Source organism: Shewanella sp. 10N.286.52.A9 (assembly GCF_041468985.1).
Taxonomy (GTDB): Bacteria; Pseudomonadota; Gammaproteobacteria; order Enterobacterales; family Shewanellaceae; genus Shewanella; species Shewanella japonica.
This window is the reverse complement of sequence record NZ_JBFRJQ010000001.1, coordinates 58785-73887: the sequence shown is the minus strand read 5'-3', so window position 1 is coordinate 73887 and position 15103 is coordinate 58785. Positions and strand designations below refer to the sequence as shown.

Here is a 15103-nt window from a genome sequence, read left to right as displayed (position 1 = left end):
GTTAACAGACCTCCCACTCACCAAGCTGAATCTTGCTAACAGTTTGACGTAAAACGGCTTCAAGTGGGCGATCTTCGGTTAATAACTCAAAGTCTGCACTGACTTGCTGAACGGTTTTCGCCAAAGAAGGGGTTAATGATTCTTCTGCCAACTCTTGTTGAGCAATTCGCAGGTGAATACCTTGAGTCATTGCCAGCAGTGCAGCAGCTGCGACTTGTTCAGTTAGCTGTAATACTCGCATACAGTCTCGAGCTGCAATGGTGCCCATACTGACTTTGTCTTGGTTGTGGCATTCTGTTGAGCGTGAAAAAACACTGGCTGGCATTGTATTTTTAAGTGCCTCTGCAGTCCAAGCGGATACGCCAATTTGTACCGCTTTAAAGCCATGGTTAATGGATTGTCGTGCGCCAGTTGATGCAGATAAATTAGCAGGTAACCCATTGTTGAACTTAGGATCCATGACTAACGCCATTTGACGGTCAATTAAATCAGCTAAGTTAGCCACAGTGTTTTTCATTGAATCCATGACAAAGGCGATGTGGCCACCATAGAAATGGCCACCGTGAAGAATATGCTCACCTTCACCATCGACAATTGGGTTGTCATTAGCACTGTTTAATTCAGTTTCAATAAACTGACGCATAAAAGGTAATGCATCTTGCAGTACGCCAATAATATGTGGAGCACAGCGAATCGAGTAGCGATCTTGCAGTCTGTCAGAGTTTCTCGGATGGGTATGGTGATTTAAGTCTTCACGAATCCAGGTGGCAATTTGGTTTTGGCCTGGGTGAGGCTTAGCATCAAATAAAATATCATCAAAGTGGTTCGAGTTTCCTTTGAGCGTTAATGATGCCATGGCGGTGATACGACTTGATAATCGTGCCAAGTACTGAGCTCGGTCATACGCTAAACAAGCTAAAGCCGTCATAACCGCAGTGCCATTCATTAAGGCTAAGCCTTCTTTTGGACGAAGGGTTAATGGAACAATATTTAGCTCAGCGTATACGTCTTTTGTAGCGCGACGTTGACCTTGATATGTCACTTCTCGCTCACCGACTAAAACGGCTGCTAAATATGATAACGGGGTTAAATCACCACTTGCGCCTACCGATCCTTCTTCTGGTATTACAGGGCAAATGTCTAAATTCAGTAGTAGCTCAATACGCTGTAATAACTCGTAAGTGACACCTGATTTACCAACAGCCAAGGAATTGAGACGACAAGCCATAATGGCACGCGACTGCATTGGCGAGAATATATCTCCTAAACCACAGCCGTGAAAACGTGATAAATGCAGCGGTAGCTCGTGGACTAAATCTAATCCGACTGTCACAGTACATGAGTCGCCATAACCGGTTGTTACCCCGTAAACCACACCTTCTTCATGTAAGAGACTATCAATAAAGCGTGCGCCTTTTTGAATGTACTCTTGGTATTGCTGGCTATCATTTAGCTTTACTGGTGCGCCTTTTGCGACACTGACAACTTGCTCTAAGCTAATAGATTGCTGACCGAAAGTGACCGTTGCCAAAGTTGCTGCTGAAGAAGTGGTTGATTGGCTCATGGTATTACTGTTCCTGCTTGAAATTGGGATTGCTTGAATGTGAGGGCGACGACAGCTCAGTCGAAGGTGTCACTTCTGTGGGGCCTGAATCTCTTTGGGAGTCTTCATCACGGCGCCAAAAATCGTAAAAATTAAACCATTGCAATGGTTGTTGTGTCGCAAAATGCTCAAGTCGGCGGCTATATTCTGTCGCCGCGTCAGCTAATCGCTCTGTTCGACCTTTACGAGGCCCTTTTAAACTGTCTGACAAGTGTTCGACATGGACACGATAACGACCATGCTCTTGTAAACAAAACATAGTGTAAACCGGACAATCAAGTAGCCCAGCTAGAATAAAGGGGCCTTGTGGGAATGCGGCTTGTTGATCAATAAAGTCGTTATAAAAAACGCGACCTGCAGTATCAGATGAGGTGCGGTCTGCTGCGATAACGACTAATTCTCCAGCGGCAATTTTATCTTGTAATAGCATCGCGGTGCTTGGTCCCAATTCATTGACTTGAATCAGATTTAAACCACTATTTGGGTTTAATTGTTTTAGCACGTTATTAAAGTTTTCTGCATGACTGGTCAGCACCATCACATTGACTTTGACTTGTTGCTGGTGGATAGAGATCGCACGGCAAAGTTCAAGGTTACCTAAGTGAGACACCAATAATACTGCACCTTGGCCAGATGCCACTTGGTCTGCTAGAACGTGTCTGTCAGGAAAGTCTACCTGTGCCAGTTTAATACGATCGCACCATGCATCGATTCTATCCAGTGCCGCATTTCCAAAAGCAAAAAAGTGCTTCAGGCTGTCTCGCCATGTAACAGGATCAGATAATTGTTCATGCTGCGGATGTTTACGCTTAACTCGACGTAAAAAGTCCATGGAGGCGTTTCTTGCGGTTACGCCAGTAAGAAAGAAGTAGCAAATGACAGGGTACATGATTGCTCTACAAAGCCAATGACCGCCTAAACGATAGCTGTCAGCAATGAGCTTAATTCCCCAATAACTGCCACGCTCACCCATAGCTGACCAGTGCTTATTAGCGTTTTTTTTTGACAGAATTTGCGGCAAACGTTTTAGCATCCCGAAAAATAAGCCGGTATGCATTGCTGAAATGCGGACATTATCTTTAATACCTTGAAAGTGACTAATGCCATCTTCAGGGTAAATCACCTTGGTAGAAATATGCTTTATTGGTACACCTTGCCAGTGCAGCTTGACCATGATTTCAATATCAAAGTCCATGCGTTCGCCTAACGCTTGCTGTTTAAATAGCTGCTCTGTAGCAGCAAGAGGGTAAACCCTAAAACCGCACATTGAGTCTTGAATATCAAAACTGAGGGTTTCAACCCACACCCAAAAGTGGGTGATATAACGGCCATATAAACGCCCTTTAGGAACTGACTCATCGTATTCGGGTTTGCCTGAAATCAACGCAAGAGGCTGTTCTGATGCGGCTTCAATCATGGCTGGAATATCATCTAGACAGTGCTGACCGTCGGCATCAATTTGCAAAGCATGGCTATAACCATCTGCATAAGCTGCCCGCAGACCTGTGGTAACTGCTGCGCCTTTACCTCGATTAAAGGGATGCGTTAGTAAGGTTACCCAATCATACTTATCTGCTAATGATTGCAATAAATAACGCGTTTCATCATTACTACCATCGTTAACTAAATAACAAGGTAAGCCTAAAGGTGCTAAAGCGATTAATGTGTCAGCAATGGCTTGTTGGTGATTATAATTGGGAATAATCAGAGCCAGTTTCATGATTGGCTATCCTTATTGCATGTTGCTGAGGCCAAAGCTAATGCGATGCGGCCTGAAGCAAACCGTTTGTCACCATCACGATAACTAAAGGTTAATTTTGACTTGGCGGCATTGTGGCTAATGAATAGCTCAACTTCAGTATCAGGTAACATTAATTGTTGAAACTTAAGCACTTCTAACGTGGCAACGGTAGGCTCGTAACCAAATGCTTGGCAGCCAAGCTGAATTGCCCAATCAAGTTGGGTGACGCCAGGTAATACGGCTTGTTCTTCAAAGTGGCCTTTAAAATAATCTAACTCGGCAGACACAAAGATCCGCCAACAGATCTCATCTTCATTGCTGTGCTGCGCTAATATTTGGGGTAACGCTGATTTAATCATCATTGAATACTGCTAATAGATCGGTTTGTACACGCTTACCCTGTGCGTTAAGCGGTAATGTATCAGGGTAGCGCCAGCGGCGTGGTAACGTGACTCGTTCGAACTGACTTAATAGATGCTTTTTAAGATGATTATTGACACTTAATTTACCGGCATCATCAAGCTGCTCTAATCCTTCTTCAGATAAGCAAATTGCCGCACCTAGCATGATTCTTGGCTCGGTTAGTTGAACCACAGCAGCTTCTTTCACAAACGGATGAGTGCAGAGCAAGCCTTCCATTTGCGCTAGAGATAAACGTTTTTCTTCCACCTTTACGATGCGGTCGAGTCGGTGTAACAAGGTAAAACGGCCATCTTCAGCTAATTCAATCTTGTCATCACACTTCATCCATTCATTACTGGCAGGTAAATAAGGTGACTTGAGCATCAATGCGCCATCTTCATCATTCTCACATATCTCAACGCAGCTGAAAGGAAGCCAAGTTCTGTTTGGCTCCATTTGACGTCGATAGGCAATACCGCCAGTTTCTGTGCTGCCAAAGACCTCTATAGGGAACTGACCATAGCAGGTATGAATGTGCTGAGAGGCATCGTATGACAAAGGGCCACCTGAACTGAAAATCAGACTTGGTGCTAACTGTTGTTGTTCAAACTCTAAAGCTTCTGGCAAGCGTGATAATTGGGCAGGACTACTTATCAAGCATAAGTTCGGCATTAAGGCGATGTAGTAACTTAAGGTTTCAGGGTATTCAACGAGATCACTTAAAAACGGACGACTTGCAGCTAAAGGCCACAATATTTTGAATAACAAACCATAAATATGTTGATGTGAAACGGTAGAAATAACGCTGCACTGTGGCAGTCGAGATGCAAAGGTTTGTTCTAAAATGCTGACTTCAGCATCCAGTTGTTCAATTGACTTTGCAATGGCTTTAGGTTCGCCGCTACTCCCTGATGTGAATAAAACTAACTCGCCAATTTGGCTGGTTTCAGGCCAAGATTTATTGGCAAGGCCGAGCTCTTTTTTAAGCAAGATAAATTGCTTAACTTCACTAAGAGGCTGATCTGAAATTACCCCATCAAAGGCATGGTTTAGCTCAGTTAGCGTGCCACCTTGGATATTAGCGGGCAAAACCACTTGCTTACCTGCAAGCAAGGCTGCACACATGCCAGCAGCAAATAAATCACTGGTTTCAGCTGCGAGTAACCAACGTTTGATTGGGCTGGCATTAAGTTGTTCAAATAGATGGGCAACATGGGCTGTAAACAGTGAACCCGTCACAATGTCATGATGATTGAAACTAATTAATTGTTGCGTTTTAGGGCCATTATGTAGCCAGTTTATCAGCAAGTTATTCATGTTTTTTCAACCAAAATTTGCGATATAACCATTCTCCACCGAGTAATAAACCCATGAGGATATAGGCAATGAATCCATTATAAAGCGTCCACCATTCAAGCGAGGCAAACTGTGCAGTGTAGAGCGCGAAACTGCCATTGATGATAAATAATCCACACCATAGACGGGTGACATTATTTAAATAACCAATGGCCGAATCAGGTAAATCTGGTTCTTTTAATCTGGCCAAACGTTCAATCATACTTGGACCTTGTTTTAGTGAGTAACTAAATAGCCCTAGCATAGTGAGGTTTATCACCACTGGGTAGAACAGTAACCAATCATTGCGTTTAGCAATAAAGCTCGCAGCTGTGAGTCCAATGCCCACCAGTAGCGGCAGCGCCATAGACTTAAGTTGTTGCTTACTCAGCGCAAGTCGCGCAATTAATACAGCACAAAGTAGTAATGCTATTGTGCCTGGTGGTAAGAACTGCAAACCTAAATACACCGCTATCGGGTAGCAAATAAGTGCGATGGCGGTGATAATTTGCAGTACTAGCACCATTAATCTTTCATTAAACCTTCAATCGCATTAACGACATCTTCAACTGTACGCACTGTTTTAAATTGCTCTGGTTGAATCTTTTTTCCGGTCATTTGTTGAAGCTTTATCACTAAATCCACAGCATCAATACTGTCTAAATCAAGTGCTTCATAAAGTGAAGCATCTAAGGTGATATCTTCTGCTTCAATTTCAAAATCATCGACTAAAATTTGCGTCAACATGTCTAGGATTTGATCACGATTTTCCATGATGACTCCTAAGAACGCTGTGATTCAATAAAGCTAGCTAAGCTTGCTACGCTGTAAAAGTGTGCTTTAGTTGCTTCAGAGTTAGCTTCTATTTTGATATCGAATTGCTTTTTAATTGCTAAACCTAGCTCAAGCGCATCGATTGAGTCTAATCCTAAGCCTTCACCAAATAGTGGTGCGTCAGTTTCAATATCGTCGATACTGACATCTTCTAAGTCGAGGCAGTCAATAATGAGCTGCTTAATTTCGTTGTGTAAATTCATATTAATATTCTAATTGTGATTGGTGTAATTAATGTTTGCTCATGTTGCGTAATGGCGGTAATGCTGTGAGTTGCTCAGCGTAATACTGCTGCAACTCTCTTGTCAGAACTCTGGCCATTTTAGCTTCATTGTTTTGACTAGCATCATACCTTAGGTACTCAAAAGGTGCGCCCATTTCTACAGACATATTGATTGTTTGCCTTGGTAGTTCGTACCAAGGTTGCTGCTTTGTCAGTCCGGCCACATCAATACGAAGTATGACAGGCATGATATCAGTTTGTGTACGTAATGCGATATTTGCAGCGCCACGTGCAAATGGATTTGTTTTAGCCCCCACAAGGGTACGAGTGCCTTCTGGGAAAATAATTAAGTTTGTATCTGTTGCTAACACTTGCTGACAGTCTTTTAGTAACAAGTCTGCACCACGATTAGGAATATACCCTGCTGATGCTAATACACCGCGTATAAAGGGGTTGCGCCATAATCCTTGTTTAACAATACAACCGGCATTGGGCATTAAACTGATTAACACCACCACATCAACCAAGGTTGGGTGGTTAGCCACCACTATCACTCCTTTTGCCTCGCTTAAGCTAGGGAGCGTTTTGGTACTGACTTTAATGACACCGGTTGCACTGAGCATCCACACAAAACCTTTAAACATAATGTGGACCGCTTTTTGTACTCTGGCAATTCGTTGCTGTTTTGTACCCGGCCACAAACGTAATACTGGTAAAACAGTGAGCGAGCTTAATAGTCCACCTAAACCAAAAACAACATAACATAAGGTGCCACCTATCCAACGAGGTACATATGCTAGCCCCGTTAAGTAAGGGGCGGGTTCAGGGAACTCTACTGCGCTGTTTTTATTCGTCATACTCTGCAACTTATAATATCAACGACTTTCATGTCGCTGGGTCGTGTGGTCATGATCTAATTGCGGGGTCAATTGCCACTGCCAATGAGCCAATTGACCTGTTAGCGAAGTTTGCGAAGCAATAGCATGAATAAATTGCGCATAACTGATTGGCTGGGACTCGTTTGTATTGCCGTTTGATAGCGTCAATTGACCTAGAACAGTGCGCTGATGCTCAGTGCTGTTGGCTGGGGCAAGATATAAGCCCATTGCCAAAGGTAATTCATATTCTTGGGTGTATTGATTGTAAATAGGCGGGACAGGATCGTCACCAAAGACAAGCAGAACCGGTTCAGGGTTTTCAGCTAGCTGCGCAAATGCTTCAATCATGGCTTGGGATAGGCTTTCTTCACCTGCTGCAACAGAAGTTGAAGCTGCGGTATTGCCACTCACTATACCGTAAATGCCACTGGCTGTGTTGTGTACTGACTGGCTGAAAGCTAATGGAGAAAGCGCTTCTTTATCAACAATATCTTGTAATAAACCCAGTGTGCGAGTGAGTTCGCCATGACGAGAAGCAAACACGCTGCGGCAATGTTTTGCGGGTTGGCAGTCATGGGCTGCAGTCAGCATCATTTTAGTTAAGCGGCTAAAACGGCGACGTTGCATGGCTGGCACGTGAGCTAAAGCGGGAGAGGTTTTATTTTCTGTAGTCGGGGTGACAGCATTATCCCATTGGCGCCAGCTTTCTTTATCTTGAAAGTCTAGAGACCATGCGCCCCATGAAAGAATATCAAATACTAATTGCACTACATTGCCTCTGGTACGACTCAGGTATCCCTTGCTGAGATGGCCACATCGATAGGGTTTGGACGCTATGAATATGGCAGCTTGTTGTTAATTTAATAACGTCAGCAATTGTACCGTAATATTTAGCATCACAAAAACAAAAAATAGCGACATAAGATCGCTATTTTGTGGGTGCTTGAACTGCAAACCTAATCGAGTAACTTGCTCTTATTCGATTAGGGTTTGGCTGCGATAGGTTGGCTAGTACTAAAAATACCTACAAAAGCTAGTTGTTTAGCTGTTGTTTAAGCTTTCTTACAGCACCTTTGATTTTCTTGGTATTTTCAGGCCCCATGCGCACCATTAATTTTTGAATGTTGGGTAGCGACTCAAGTTTAGGGTCAACAAATAAATAGTTAACACTGATTGATGACAGCTCAATTGGATCTTCGATAATGGGGGCTGCCAAAATCACATCAAATGCTTCTACCATACGTTCATTGAAGCTCATGTCACTATAACCAAGTTCTTCGAATGCTTCGTCAAATAAAGGCGATAACTCTTCAAAAGTACTGATTAACTGTTCATCATTCATGCCCGCTATCATGTCTGCATAGAGATCATAACGGTGGTAGCTGTCTGGGTTTAAGTAGATTTTGTCGGTAATTTCACTGACGCTAAAGCTGTCTTTAGGACCTTTTAAAGGGCTGGCTTTATGAATGACTTCACCTTGTGCCATGTTGTCGACAAATACCACAAACTGGCGAGCAATGTCTTTTTTAAGGATGATGGATTCGATTTTCATTCCATCAGCCATTTCAATGGTTTTTTGCTCTACAAAATCATCACTTTCGGTCAGTGCTGGTAGTGGTTCAACGACCACTTCAGGTTCTATTGGAATGATTTCGGTCGGCTCTACCACTTCTGGTTCAACAATCACTTCTTCAATTGGCTCTTGCTCGATGGGCTGTTCAGGCACCGGCTCTGGCAATTGTACTGGTGTTGGGGCTATCACCTCAGGTTCAGACGGCTCTGACGTGAAATAGAAATAACCTGCACCAGCCAAAATAACGGCAATGGTTACGCCGATAACACCTGCATTGCTGCCACCTGCACGGCTCGATTGTGGTGTTGCTCTGTCTTCTTGATTGACTTGCATTTCTATTCCTTAGCTTTAAACATCAAAAGTGGAACTGAACACGAGATAAATATTGTTTAGCCTCAAGCTCATCACTCATTCTGCAATATTATTAACGCTTGTCTAGTGATAATAGACCTAAGTTAACAATAATTTATGCTTGTACGTATTGCTGGCGATCACCTAACCAACGGTGAATGATGCCATCAACATTTTCAGGTACTTGTCGCATGACATGTGCGGCAAGTTTTTGGGTGTTTTCAATTAAATACTGGTCTCTGACCAAATCTGCTATTTTCATTTCTGCCAGCCCAGTTTGACGAGTGCCGAGCACTTCACCTGGGCCGCGGATCTCTAAATCTTTTTGGGCAATAACAAAACCGTCATTACTCGACCTTAATACACCAAGTCGTTTTGTTGCTGTTTGCGACAATGGCGCTTTGTAAAGCAGTAGGCAATGACTCACGACTGAGCCTCGACCGACACGACCACGTAATTGGTGTAATTGCGCTAAGCCCAGCCTTTCGGGGTTTTCAATAATCATCAAACTGGCATTGGGTACATCAACACCAACTTCAATCACAGTGGTTGCCACTAGTAAATGTAGCTCACCCGCTTTAAATTGAGCCATTATTTGCTGTTTTTCTGCGCTTTTCATTCGTCCATGCACCAGACCAATGTTGAGCTCTGGTAATAAACGACTGAGCTCTTCTGCTGTATCTTCAGCAGCTTGGCATTCCAGCACTTCAGATTCTTCAATTAAGGTGCAGACCCAATAAATTTGTCGATTGTCGTTTAAGGCTGCTTGCTTGACCCGCTCAATGACTTCATCACGGCGATTATCACTCACAGCAACTGTACTGACAGGCGTTCTGCCAGGTGGTAGCTCATCAATGATAGAGGTTTCTAAGTCGGCATAAGCTGTCATTGCTAATGTGCGAGGTATCGGAGTGGCTGTCATGATCAATTGATGAGGATGAAAACCTTGGCTAATGCCTTTTTCACGTAGGCCCAACCGTTGATGCACTCCAAAGCGATGCTGCTCATCGATAATTATCAGTGCTAATTTGTCAAAATTGACTTGCTCTTGGAAGATGGCGTGGGTGCCAATGACCATATTGGCGCTACCATCAGCGATATCCGCTAGTGATTGAGCCCTTGCCTTGCCTTTTAGTTTACCTGCAAGCCAGCCGACTTTTAGTCCGAGCGGCTCAAACCACGCTGCAAAATTAATAGCATGTTGTTCAGCCAACAATTCGGTGGGTGCCATCATCGCCACTTGGTAGCCATTTTCAATGGCTTGTAGCGCTGCCAGTGCAGCAACTAAGGTTTTTCCTGAACCGACATCACCTTGCACTAAACGCATCATTGGTGTTGGTTTCTCAATATCTCGGCTTATGTCTGCGACCACTCGCTGTTGAGCCCCTGTGGGTTTGAAGGGCAGGGCTTTTAAAAACGGGTTTAGTAGTTGGCCTGTTGCCGAAAGCGTGACAGCTTTATCAAGGTTGTTACGTTGACGCAGCTTTAACATACTTAAATTGTGCGCCAATAACTCTTCTTGTACTAACCGCTGCTGAGCAGGATGCATCCCCATCTCCAAGTCAGCTTGTTCGATGTCATTGGGAGGCCTATGTATTAACTGTAAAGCATGGCTAATACTCATATTATTTGGTTGCAACTCGGCGGGGAGCAACTCGGTTAGCCCGCCGTGAGTTAGGTGAGTCAGTGCTTGTTCGGTTAGTTTAATCCAACTGGCTTGTTTAAGACCTTCTGTTGAAGGGTAAATGGGGGTCAGTGAATCACTTAATGCTGGATTCTCGCCTTCTTTGATTATCTTGTATTCGGGGTGAATAATCTCAAAGTGTCTTTTACCGCGCTTAATTTCACCATAAGCGCGAATAATCGCGCCGTTTTGCATGCCATTACGTTGGGCAACTGAAAAGTTAAAGAAACGTAGGGTTAGCATTCCTGTGTCGTCTGCAATAGTGCAGGTCAGCATGCGTTTGCGGCCAGGGACAATTTGGGTAGAAATGATTTCTGCTTCGACAGTGCCATACATGGCAGGATATAAACTCGCAATGGGATAGATTTGGGTGCGATCTTCGTAGCGCATAGGCAGATGAAACAGCACATCTTGTACTGTTTTAATACCCAGCTTATCGAGTTTTTCAGCGACTTTTTTGGCTATGCCTTTTAAGTCGGTAATAGGAACCTGATCCAATGGTTGCAAATCCACAATGCCTTCATATTGTCGAGTGTTGGCGCTATCATGCTAGCAAGGGTTAACAGAGTTATCCAATAAGTTATACAGTTCACTATCGAGTGAGAATGCTTGCTAGAGACAATAGTACTGTAAATATATACAGATATTTATGCCTATCTTAGCAGAGTTTTAATACAAGGCAATAATATTCCCCTTTTTGGCAGCTAAGCAACGCTATAACCAGCCTTTTTGTTGAGCGATACGGGCAGCATCAATACGATTACTGGCATTAAGCTTACTGATCGCTTCAGACAAGTAATTCCTGACTGTCCCTTCGGCAATGAACAGCTTCGCGGCAATATCACTGGTAGATAATCCTTCGCTGGCAAATCGTAACGCTTTTCGTTCCTTATCATTTAGCGGATCAATATCCCCGATGGCACTGATTGCAAGCTCTGGATCGATCACCTTTTTGCCAGCCATGACCTGCTTGATTGCCGATAATAAACTTTCTGTGGGGGCATCTTTTAATAAAAAGCCATCGACGCCACAGCCAAGCGCTCGCTTGATATAACCGGCTCGACCAAAGGTGGTTAAGATAATGACTTTGGTTTGCAGTGCTGCACCATGCTGTTCTTTAAGCCATTGCGCTAATTCAAGGCCTGTATGCCCTGGCATTTCGATGTCACTGAGCAGTAAATCAAACGAGTGTTGTTTGAGTAACGCAATAGCCTGAGTGCCGTCTTCGGCTTCTGTGACTTCAACTGGGCCAATGGTTTCATCATTGCTAAGAGTGAGCAGTGCTGAAAGCGCTCCTCTCACCATAGCTTGATCCTCTGCCAGTAAAATTTTCATGAATCAGCTGTCCTTATCGGTAGAAAGAGGCAATGAAATCGTGAACTGATAACCATCGGTAATTTGATAGTTAAATGCGCCTTTGAGCAATTGAGCCCGTTCTGCGATGCCTTTTAGTCCATTCCCTTCCACTATCGCTTGTGTTGATGAATTATCAGATAAACGTACGTTTAGGGTGTTGTTTTGATGGCTAAACTGCCACCAACATTCAGTTGCGGTGCCGTGCTTGAGCATGTTATTGACTAGTTCAGTAAACATTAACCCTAGTTGTGATTCATATAATTCGGGCATCTCGGGCAGTTGGCCGTTGACGTTCACTTCTATGCTTTGTTCTCGAAGGGATGCGGTTAATTGCTGTAAGGTGTCAGCCAAGCCTTTATGTTTATAATCCGATACTGTTTGTCTGATTTGACTAAGGCTGTCTCTGGCTATTTCTGCTAATTGACTCAAATGTTCTTTTGCTAAAGGCAGGTTTCCTGCTTCAACGAGTTTTTCCGCTAACTGCGCTTTAAGGGCGATAGACGATAAGTTGTGACCCATAATATCGTGAAGATCTCGAGCAATTCTTTCTCGTTCTAGGGCTGTCGCTAAACTGGCAATTTCATCATTTGATTGACGTTGCTGACGTCTAATTCGCTCATTGTTATGTTCTACTACACCAAATAATCCCACCACAAACACGATTAACATGCCGTATAGCGGGAAATAAAATGCGGGATACCCTACAAGGTAGTTTAGTGTCCATAACCCAATACTGATGGCGATAAAACTGATAATGCTGGTGCGTAATGAGTAAAAAAAACCAATAAAAAAGCCCGCAAAACTAAAAAATGAAATTCCGCCGCTGGTAAATAAACTGGCGATAACCGCAGTCGAAATCATTAACGATATAGGGTATATGGCTTTTGCTTGGCTACTTTTATAAGCCCAAAAATAACCGTATAAGAATGGAATTAATAGCAATAGACTAATGCTTACACGCATAACATCATCACGCATAAACCAAATAGGTATGAAATAAAAAATGAGGTTTAACAAATAGACCCAAGCCGTTTTTTGCTTGTAGGCTTTTTCTGGGTGGTTGTTTTCGTTAGTGGTCATATCCGTGTGAACCATTCCTTGAACAGACTGATTGGCAGTATCTTGAGTATTCATAACCTTTCCTTAGCAAGTTAGCATACTGCAACCCATCGGCAATGGGTAGCAGTAGCTAACAGGTCCCGTGGCATTATTGACTAGCATTCACTGTAGAGGTTGGGTTTAGCAGGAAGTTAGCCCAACCATAGTCTGGATTAATAGTTAACGCTTGTTGCCAGTCCTGCTTTGCGGCATCTTGTTGACCGAGCTCTTGTTTGGCAAGACCTCGCCAAGTGTAAGCTTCAGCATGTCCCCAACAGATCTCATCACAAGGGTTTTGATAGCGTGCAATGGCTAATGAGGCCAACTCACTGGCTTTGTCGTAACCTCCACCATATTGCGCAGGCGTGTAAAATGCACTCATAGCTTTAACTAATGCAATTCGAGGGTTGTCGGGACTTAATTGTTCAGCCTGCTGTAATAAAGCGCTTGCTTTAGATGATAATTGTTGGGCTTTAGCGCCGTCATAAGCGATTTGCATGCCATAGATTTGCGCGAGTAATGTCATCGATTCAGCATGATCTTCACGACTGATAACTGCTTCAAGTGTGGCTTGTGCATCAGTAAGCGCACGTTTTGCGACACCACGTTGTCCTAAAATATTGGCAGTAATTGCAATACGGTATTGGGCATAGGCATGTTCATAATCAACACTTTGCTGGCTGATTTGATTGAGCGCTTCAAGGTTCATGGTATTGGCTGCAGCATCAATACTACTGATATCTGCGACACTGGTTTGACTGACTAAAGATAAGGTAGCGGCAATAAATAATGTTTTCATGATTAACTCCGTTTATTCAAGTGTGTGTTGAGTGCAGAGTTAGTATTCAATATTGGCGTGAATGTGTGCAGGCACAAACGTCATCAGTTTATGATGACAAATGTCATTAATAAAAAAAGCCAGCATACTGAATTAGCATGCTGGCTTATGGTTTAGTCCTGATGTTATCGTCTTAGGCTTTTTGTTTGACCCTATCGCATAGACTGAACCGTTTTTATACTTACGCTTGGATCACTAAGAAACTGATATAGCCTAAATAGCTGGCGACTAAAACAGCAGCTTCTCGGCGACCAATCCGCAGGCCTGTGTAAGCAAAAGGCAGTAGTACTGCTGCTAATGCGATCATGACCACCCAGTCTATTTGGCTTATCTCATTACTGATAATAGGGTGGATAAGGGCCGTTACCCCTAAAATCCCTAAAATGTTAAATAGGTTTGAGCCAACAACATTACCAATCGCTATATCACTTTCGCCTTTCAGTGCTGCCACAATAGAGGTGACAAGCTCCGGCATACTGGTGCCTATCGCGACGATGGTGAGGCCAATAACCACCTCACTAATACCTATCGACTTTGCCATGGCAACTGCGCCATCGACAAACAAAATGCCGCCACCGACCAGCATGGAAATACCGACAATAATCATTATTACTGAAAGGAGGTTGCTTTGATTTGTTGTACTTTCAGAGTCGTCATTTTGTTGTTTGTCTGCTGTGAAATAGCTAAACAATAAGTAACTGATAAGCAATGTAGTGAGAATGACGCCATCAAAAAAGCTTAAACCACCATCCAGTAATAACCCCCAAAACAATAATGAGGCCGCAATCATAATAGGGATATCTCGGCGCACCATTTGTGATTCGATTTTTATTGGACGGATAAGCGCGGTTATTCCTAAGATTAAACCGATATTGGCAATGTTTGAGCCGATAACGTTGCCCAACGCAATTCCGCTATTACCTGCAATAGCTGATTTAACACTCACTGCAAGCTCAGGGGCGCTGGTACCAAAGGCCACGATTGTTAAACCGATAATAAGCGGCGTAAGTCCCAACTTGAGCGCGATTTGACTTGCTCCTCGCACGAGTGCTTCTGCACCTAGGGTTAAAATCAAAAAACCGCCGATAATCGACAACATAATTAGCATGATTCACTCTCAAAAATGGCTGAAACCGAAATGGACGGCAAGCATAGTGATTTTTTAGTTTTGCGCAATTTAAATTATC

At 43.4% G+C, this 15103-nt stretch carries 15 protein-coding genes; all 15 read right to left on the bottom strand.

All coding sequences use genetic code 11. The annotated features are described in order from the left end of the window. Position 1 precedes the first annotated feature (1 nt). The 15 genes from hutH to AB4128_RS00265 all read right to left on the bottom strand — a co-directional run bounded on the left by hutH (position 2) and on the right by AB4128_RS00265 (position 15024). Entirely contained in the window at positions 2-1564 is a 1563-nt protein-coding gene (hutH, locus tag AB4128_RS00335; RefSeq protein ID WP_282167129.1) for a histidine ammonia-lyase, read from the bottom strand. Between the two features lie 4 nt (positions 1565-1568). Continuing rightward, a complete protein-coding gene (locus tag AB4128_RS00330; RefSeq protein WP_080914679.1) occupies positions 1569-3323 on the bottom strand; it encodes a glycosyltransferase in 1755 nt (584 codons plus the stop codon). Beyond that, positions 3320-3703 (bottom strand): thioester dehydrase, encoded by a 384-nt coding sequence (locus AB4128_RS00325; RefSeq protein ID WP_055025301.1) that lies wholly within the window; start codon positions 3701-3703, stop codon positions 3320-3322. Before AB4128_RS00325 ends, AB4128_RS00330 begins: the two co-directional genes overlap by 4 nt. After that, positions 3696-5063 carry an AMP-binding protein gene (locus tag AB4128_RS00320; RefSeq protein ID WP_119968181.1) on the bottom strand — a complete coding sequence of 456 codons (1368 nt, stop codon included), beginning with the start codon at positions 5061-5063 and terminating at the stop codon, positions 3696-3698. The genes AB4128_RS00325 and AB4128_RS00320 overlap by 8 nt, the downstream gene beginning before the upstream one ends. Beyond that, positions 5056-5607 carry a hypothetical protein gene (locus AB4128_RS00315; RefSeq protein ID WP_065110115.1) on the bottom strand — a complete coding sequence of 184 codons (552 nt, stop codon included), beginning with the start codon at positions 5605-5607 and terminating at the stop codon, positions 5056-5058. The genes AB4128_RS00320 and AB4128_RS00315 overlap by 8 nt, the downstream gene beginning before the upstream one ends. Then, on the bottom strand, positions 5607-5855 hold the full coding sequence (locus AB4128_RS00310; protein WP_065110114.1) for an acyl carrier protein: 249 nt from the start codon (positions 5853-5855) through the stop codon (positions 5607-5609). Before AB4128_RS00310 ends, AB4128_RS00315 begins: the two co-directional genes overlap by 1 nt. A gap of 8 nt (positions 5856-5863) precedes the next feature. Next, entirely contained in the window at positions 5864-6118 is a 255-nt protein-coding gene (locus AB4128_RS00305) for a phosphopantetheine-binding protein (RefSeq protein ID WP_055025258.1), read from the bottom strand. A gap of 28 nt (positions 6119-6146) precedes the next feature. After that, positions 6147-6995: a 1-acyl-sn-glycerol-3-phosphate acyltransferase gene (locus AB4128_RS00300; RefSeq protein ID WP_055025257.1), complete on the bottom strand. Its 849-nt coding sequence runs from the start codon at positions 6993-6995 to the stop codon at positions 6147-6149. An 18-nt stretch (positions 6996-7013) separates the two neighbouring features. After that, complete coding sequence (locus AB4128_RS00295) at positions 7014-7784, bottom strand: beta-ketoacyl synthase chain length factor (protein WP_372036253.1); 771 nt, start codon at positions 7782-7784, stop codon at positions 7014-7016. Positions 7785-8049: 265 nt separating this feature from the next. Beyond that, positions 8050-8922 carry a DUF3014 domain-containing protein gene (locus AB4128_RS00290; RefSeq protein WP_372036251.1) on the bottom strand — a complete coding sequence of 291 codons (873 nt, stop codon included), beginning with the start codon at positions 8920-8922 and terminating at the stop codon, positions 8050-8052. 133 nt (positions 8923-9055) lie between these two features. After that, positions 9056-11131: an ATP-dependent DNA helicase RecG gene (gene recG / locus AB4128_RS00285; protein ID WP_372036381.1), complete on the bottom strand. Its 2076-nt coding sequence runs from the start codon at positions 11129-11131 to the stop codon at positions 9056-9058. A gap of 207 nt (positions 11132-11338) precedes the next feature. Further along, a complete protein-coding gene (locus AB4128_RS00280) occupies positions 11339-11959 on the bottom strand; it encodes a response regulator transcription factor (RefSeq protein ID WP_372036249.1) in 621 nt (206 codons plus the stop codon). 3 nt (positions 11960-11962) lie between these two features. Continuing rightward, complete coding sequence (locus AB4128_RS00275) at positions 11963-13114, bottom strand: sensor histidine kinase (RefSeq protein WP_372036247.1); 1152 nt, start codon at positions 13112-13114, stop codon at positions 11963-11965. A 73-nt stretch (positions 13115-13187) separates the two neighbouring features. Next, positions 13188-13877, bottom strand: coding sequence for a hypothetical protein (locus AB4128_RS00270; protein ID WP_372036245.1), 690 nt, complete (start codon positions 13875-13877; stop codon positions 13188-13190). A 220-nt stretch (positions 13878-14097) separates the two neighbouring features. Next, on the bottom strand, positions 14098-15024 hold the full coding sequence (locus tag AB4128_RS00265; protein ID WP_372036243.1) for a calcium/sodium antiporter: 927 nt from the start codon (positions 15022-15024) through the stop codon (positions 14098-14100). Positions 15025-15103: the final 79 nt, after the last annotated feature.

What these genes read in the sequence shown, in the direction of transcription:
- hutH (WP_282167129.1), bottom strand. Translation starts at nt 1,564, where the DNA reads ATGAGCCAATCAACCACTTCTTCAGCAGCAACTTTGGCAACGGTCACT.
- AB4128_RS00330 (WP_080914679.1), bottom strand. Translation starts at nt 3,323, where the DNA reads ATGAAACTGGCTCTGATTATTCCCAATTATAATCACCAACAAGCCATT.
- AB4128_RS00325 (WP_055025301.1), bottom strand. Translation starts at nt 3,703, where the DNA reads ATGATTAAATCAGCGTTACCCCAAATATTAGCGCAGCACAGCAATGAA.
- AB4128_RS00320 (WP_119968181.1), bottom strand. Translation starts at nt 5,063, where the DNA reads ATGAATAACTTGCTGATAAACTGGCTACATAATGGCCCTAAAACGCAA.
- AB4128_RS00315 (WP_065110115.1), bottom strand. Translation starts at nt 5,607, where the DNA reads ATGGTGCTAGTACTGCAAATTATCACCGCCATCGCACTTATTTGCTAC.
- AB4128_RS00310 (WP_065110114.1), bottom strand. Translation starts at nt 5,855, where the DNA reads ATGGAAAATCGTGATCAAATCCTAGACATGTTGACGCAAATTTTAGTC.
- AB4128_RS00305 (WP_055025258.1), bottom strand. Translation starts at nt 6,118, where the DNA reads ATGAATTTACACAACGAAATTAAGCAGCTCATTATTGACTGCCTCGAC.
- AB4128_RS00300 (WP_055025257.1), bottom strand. Translation starts at nt 6,995, where the DNA reads ATGACGAATAAAAACAGCGCAGTAGAGTTCCCTGAACCCGCCCCTTAC.
- AB4128_RS00290 (WP_372036251.1), bottom strand. Translation starts at nt 8,922, where the DNA reads ATGCAAGTCAATCAAGAAGACAGAGCAACACCACAATCGAGCCGTGCA.
- AB4128_RS00280 (WP_372036249.1), bottom strand. Translation starts at nt 11,959, where the DNA reads ATGAAAATTTTACTGGCAGAGGATCAAGCTATGGTGAGAGGAGCGCTT.
- AB4128_RS00275 (WP_372036247.1), bottom strand. Translation starts at nt 13,114, where the DNA reads ATGAATACTCAAGATACTGCCAATCAGTCTGTTCAAGGAATGGTTCAC.
- AB4128_RS00270 (WP_372036245.1), bottom strand. Translation starts at nt 13,877, where the DNA reads ATGAAAACATTATTTATTGCCGCTACCTTATCTTTAGTCAGTCAAACC.
- AB4128_RS00265 (WP_372036243.1), bottom strand. Translation starts at nt 15,024, where the DNA reads ATGCTAATTATGTTGTCGATTATCGGCGGTTTTTTGATTTTAACCCTA.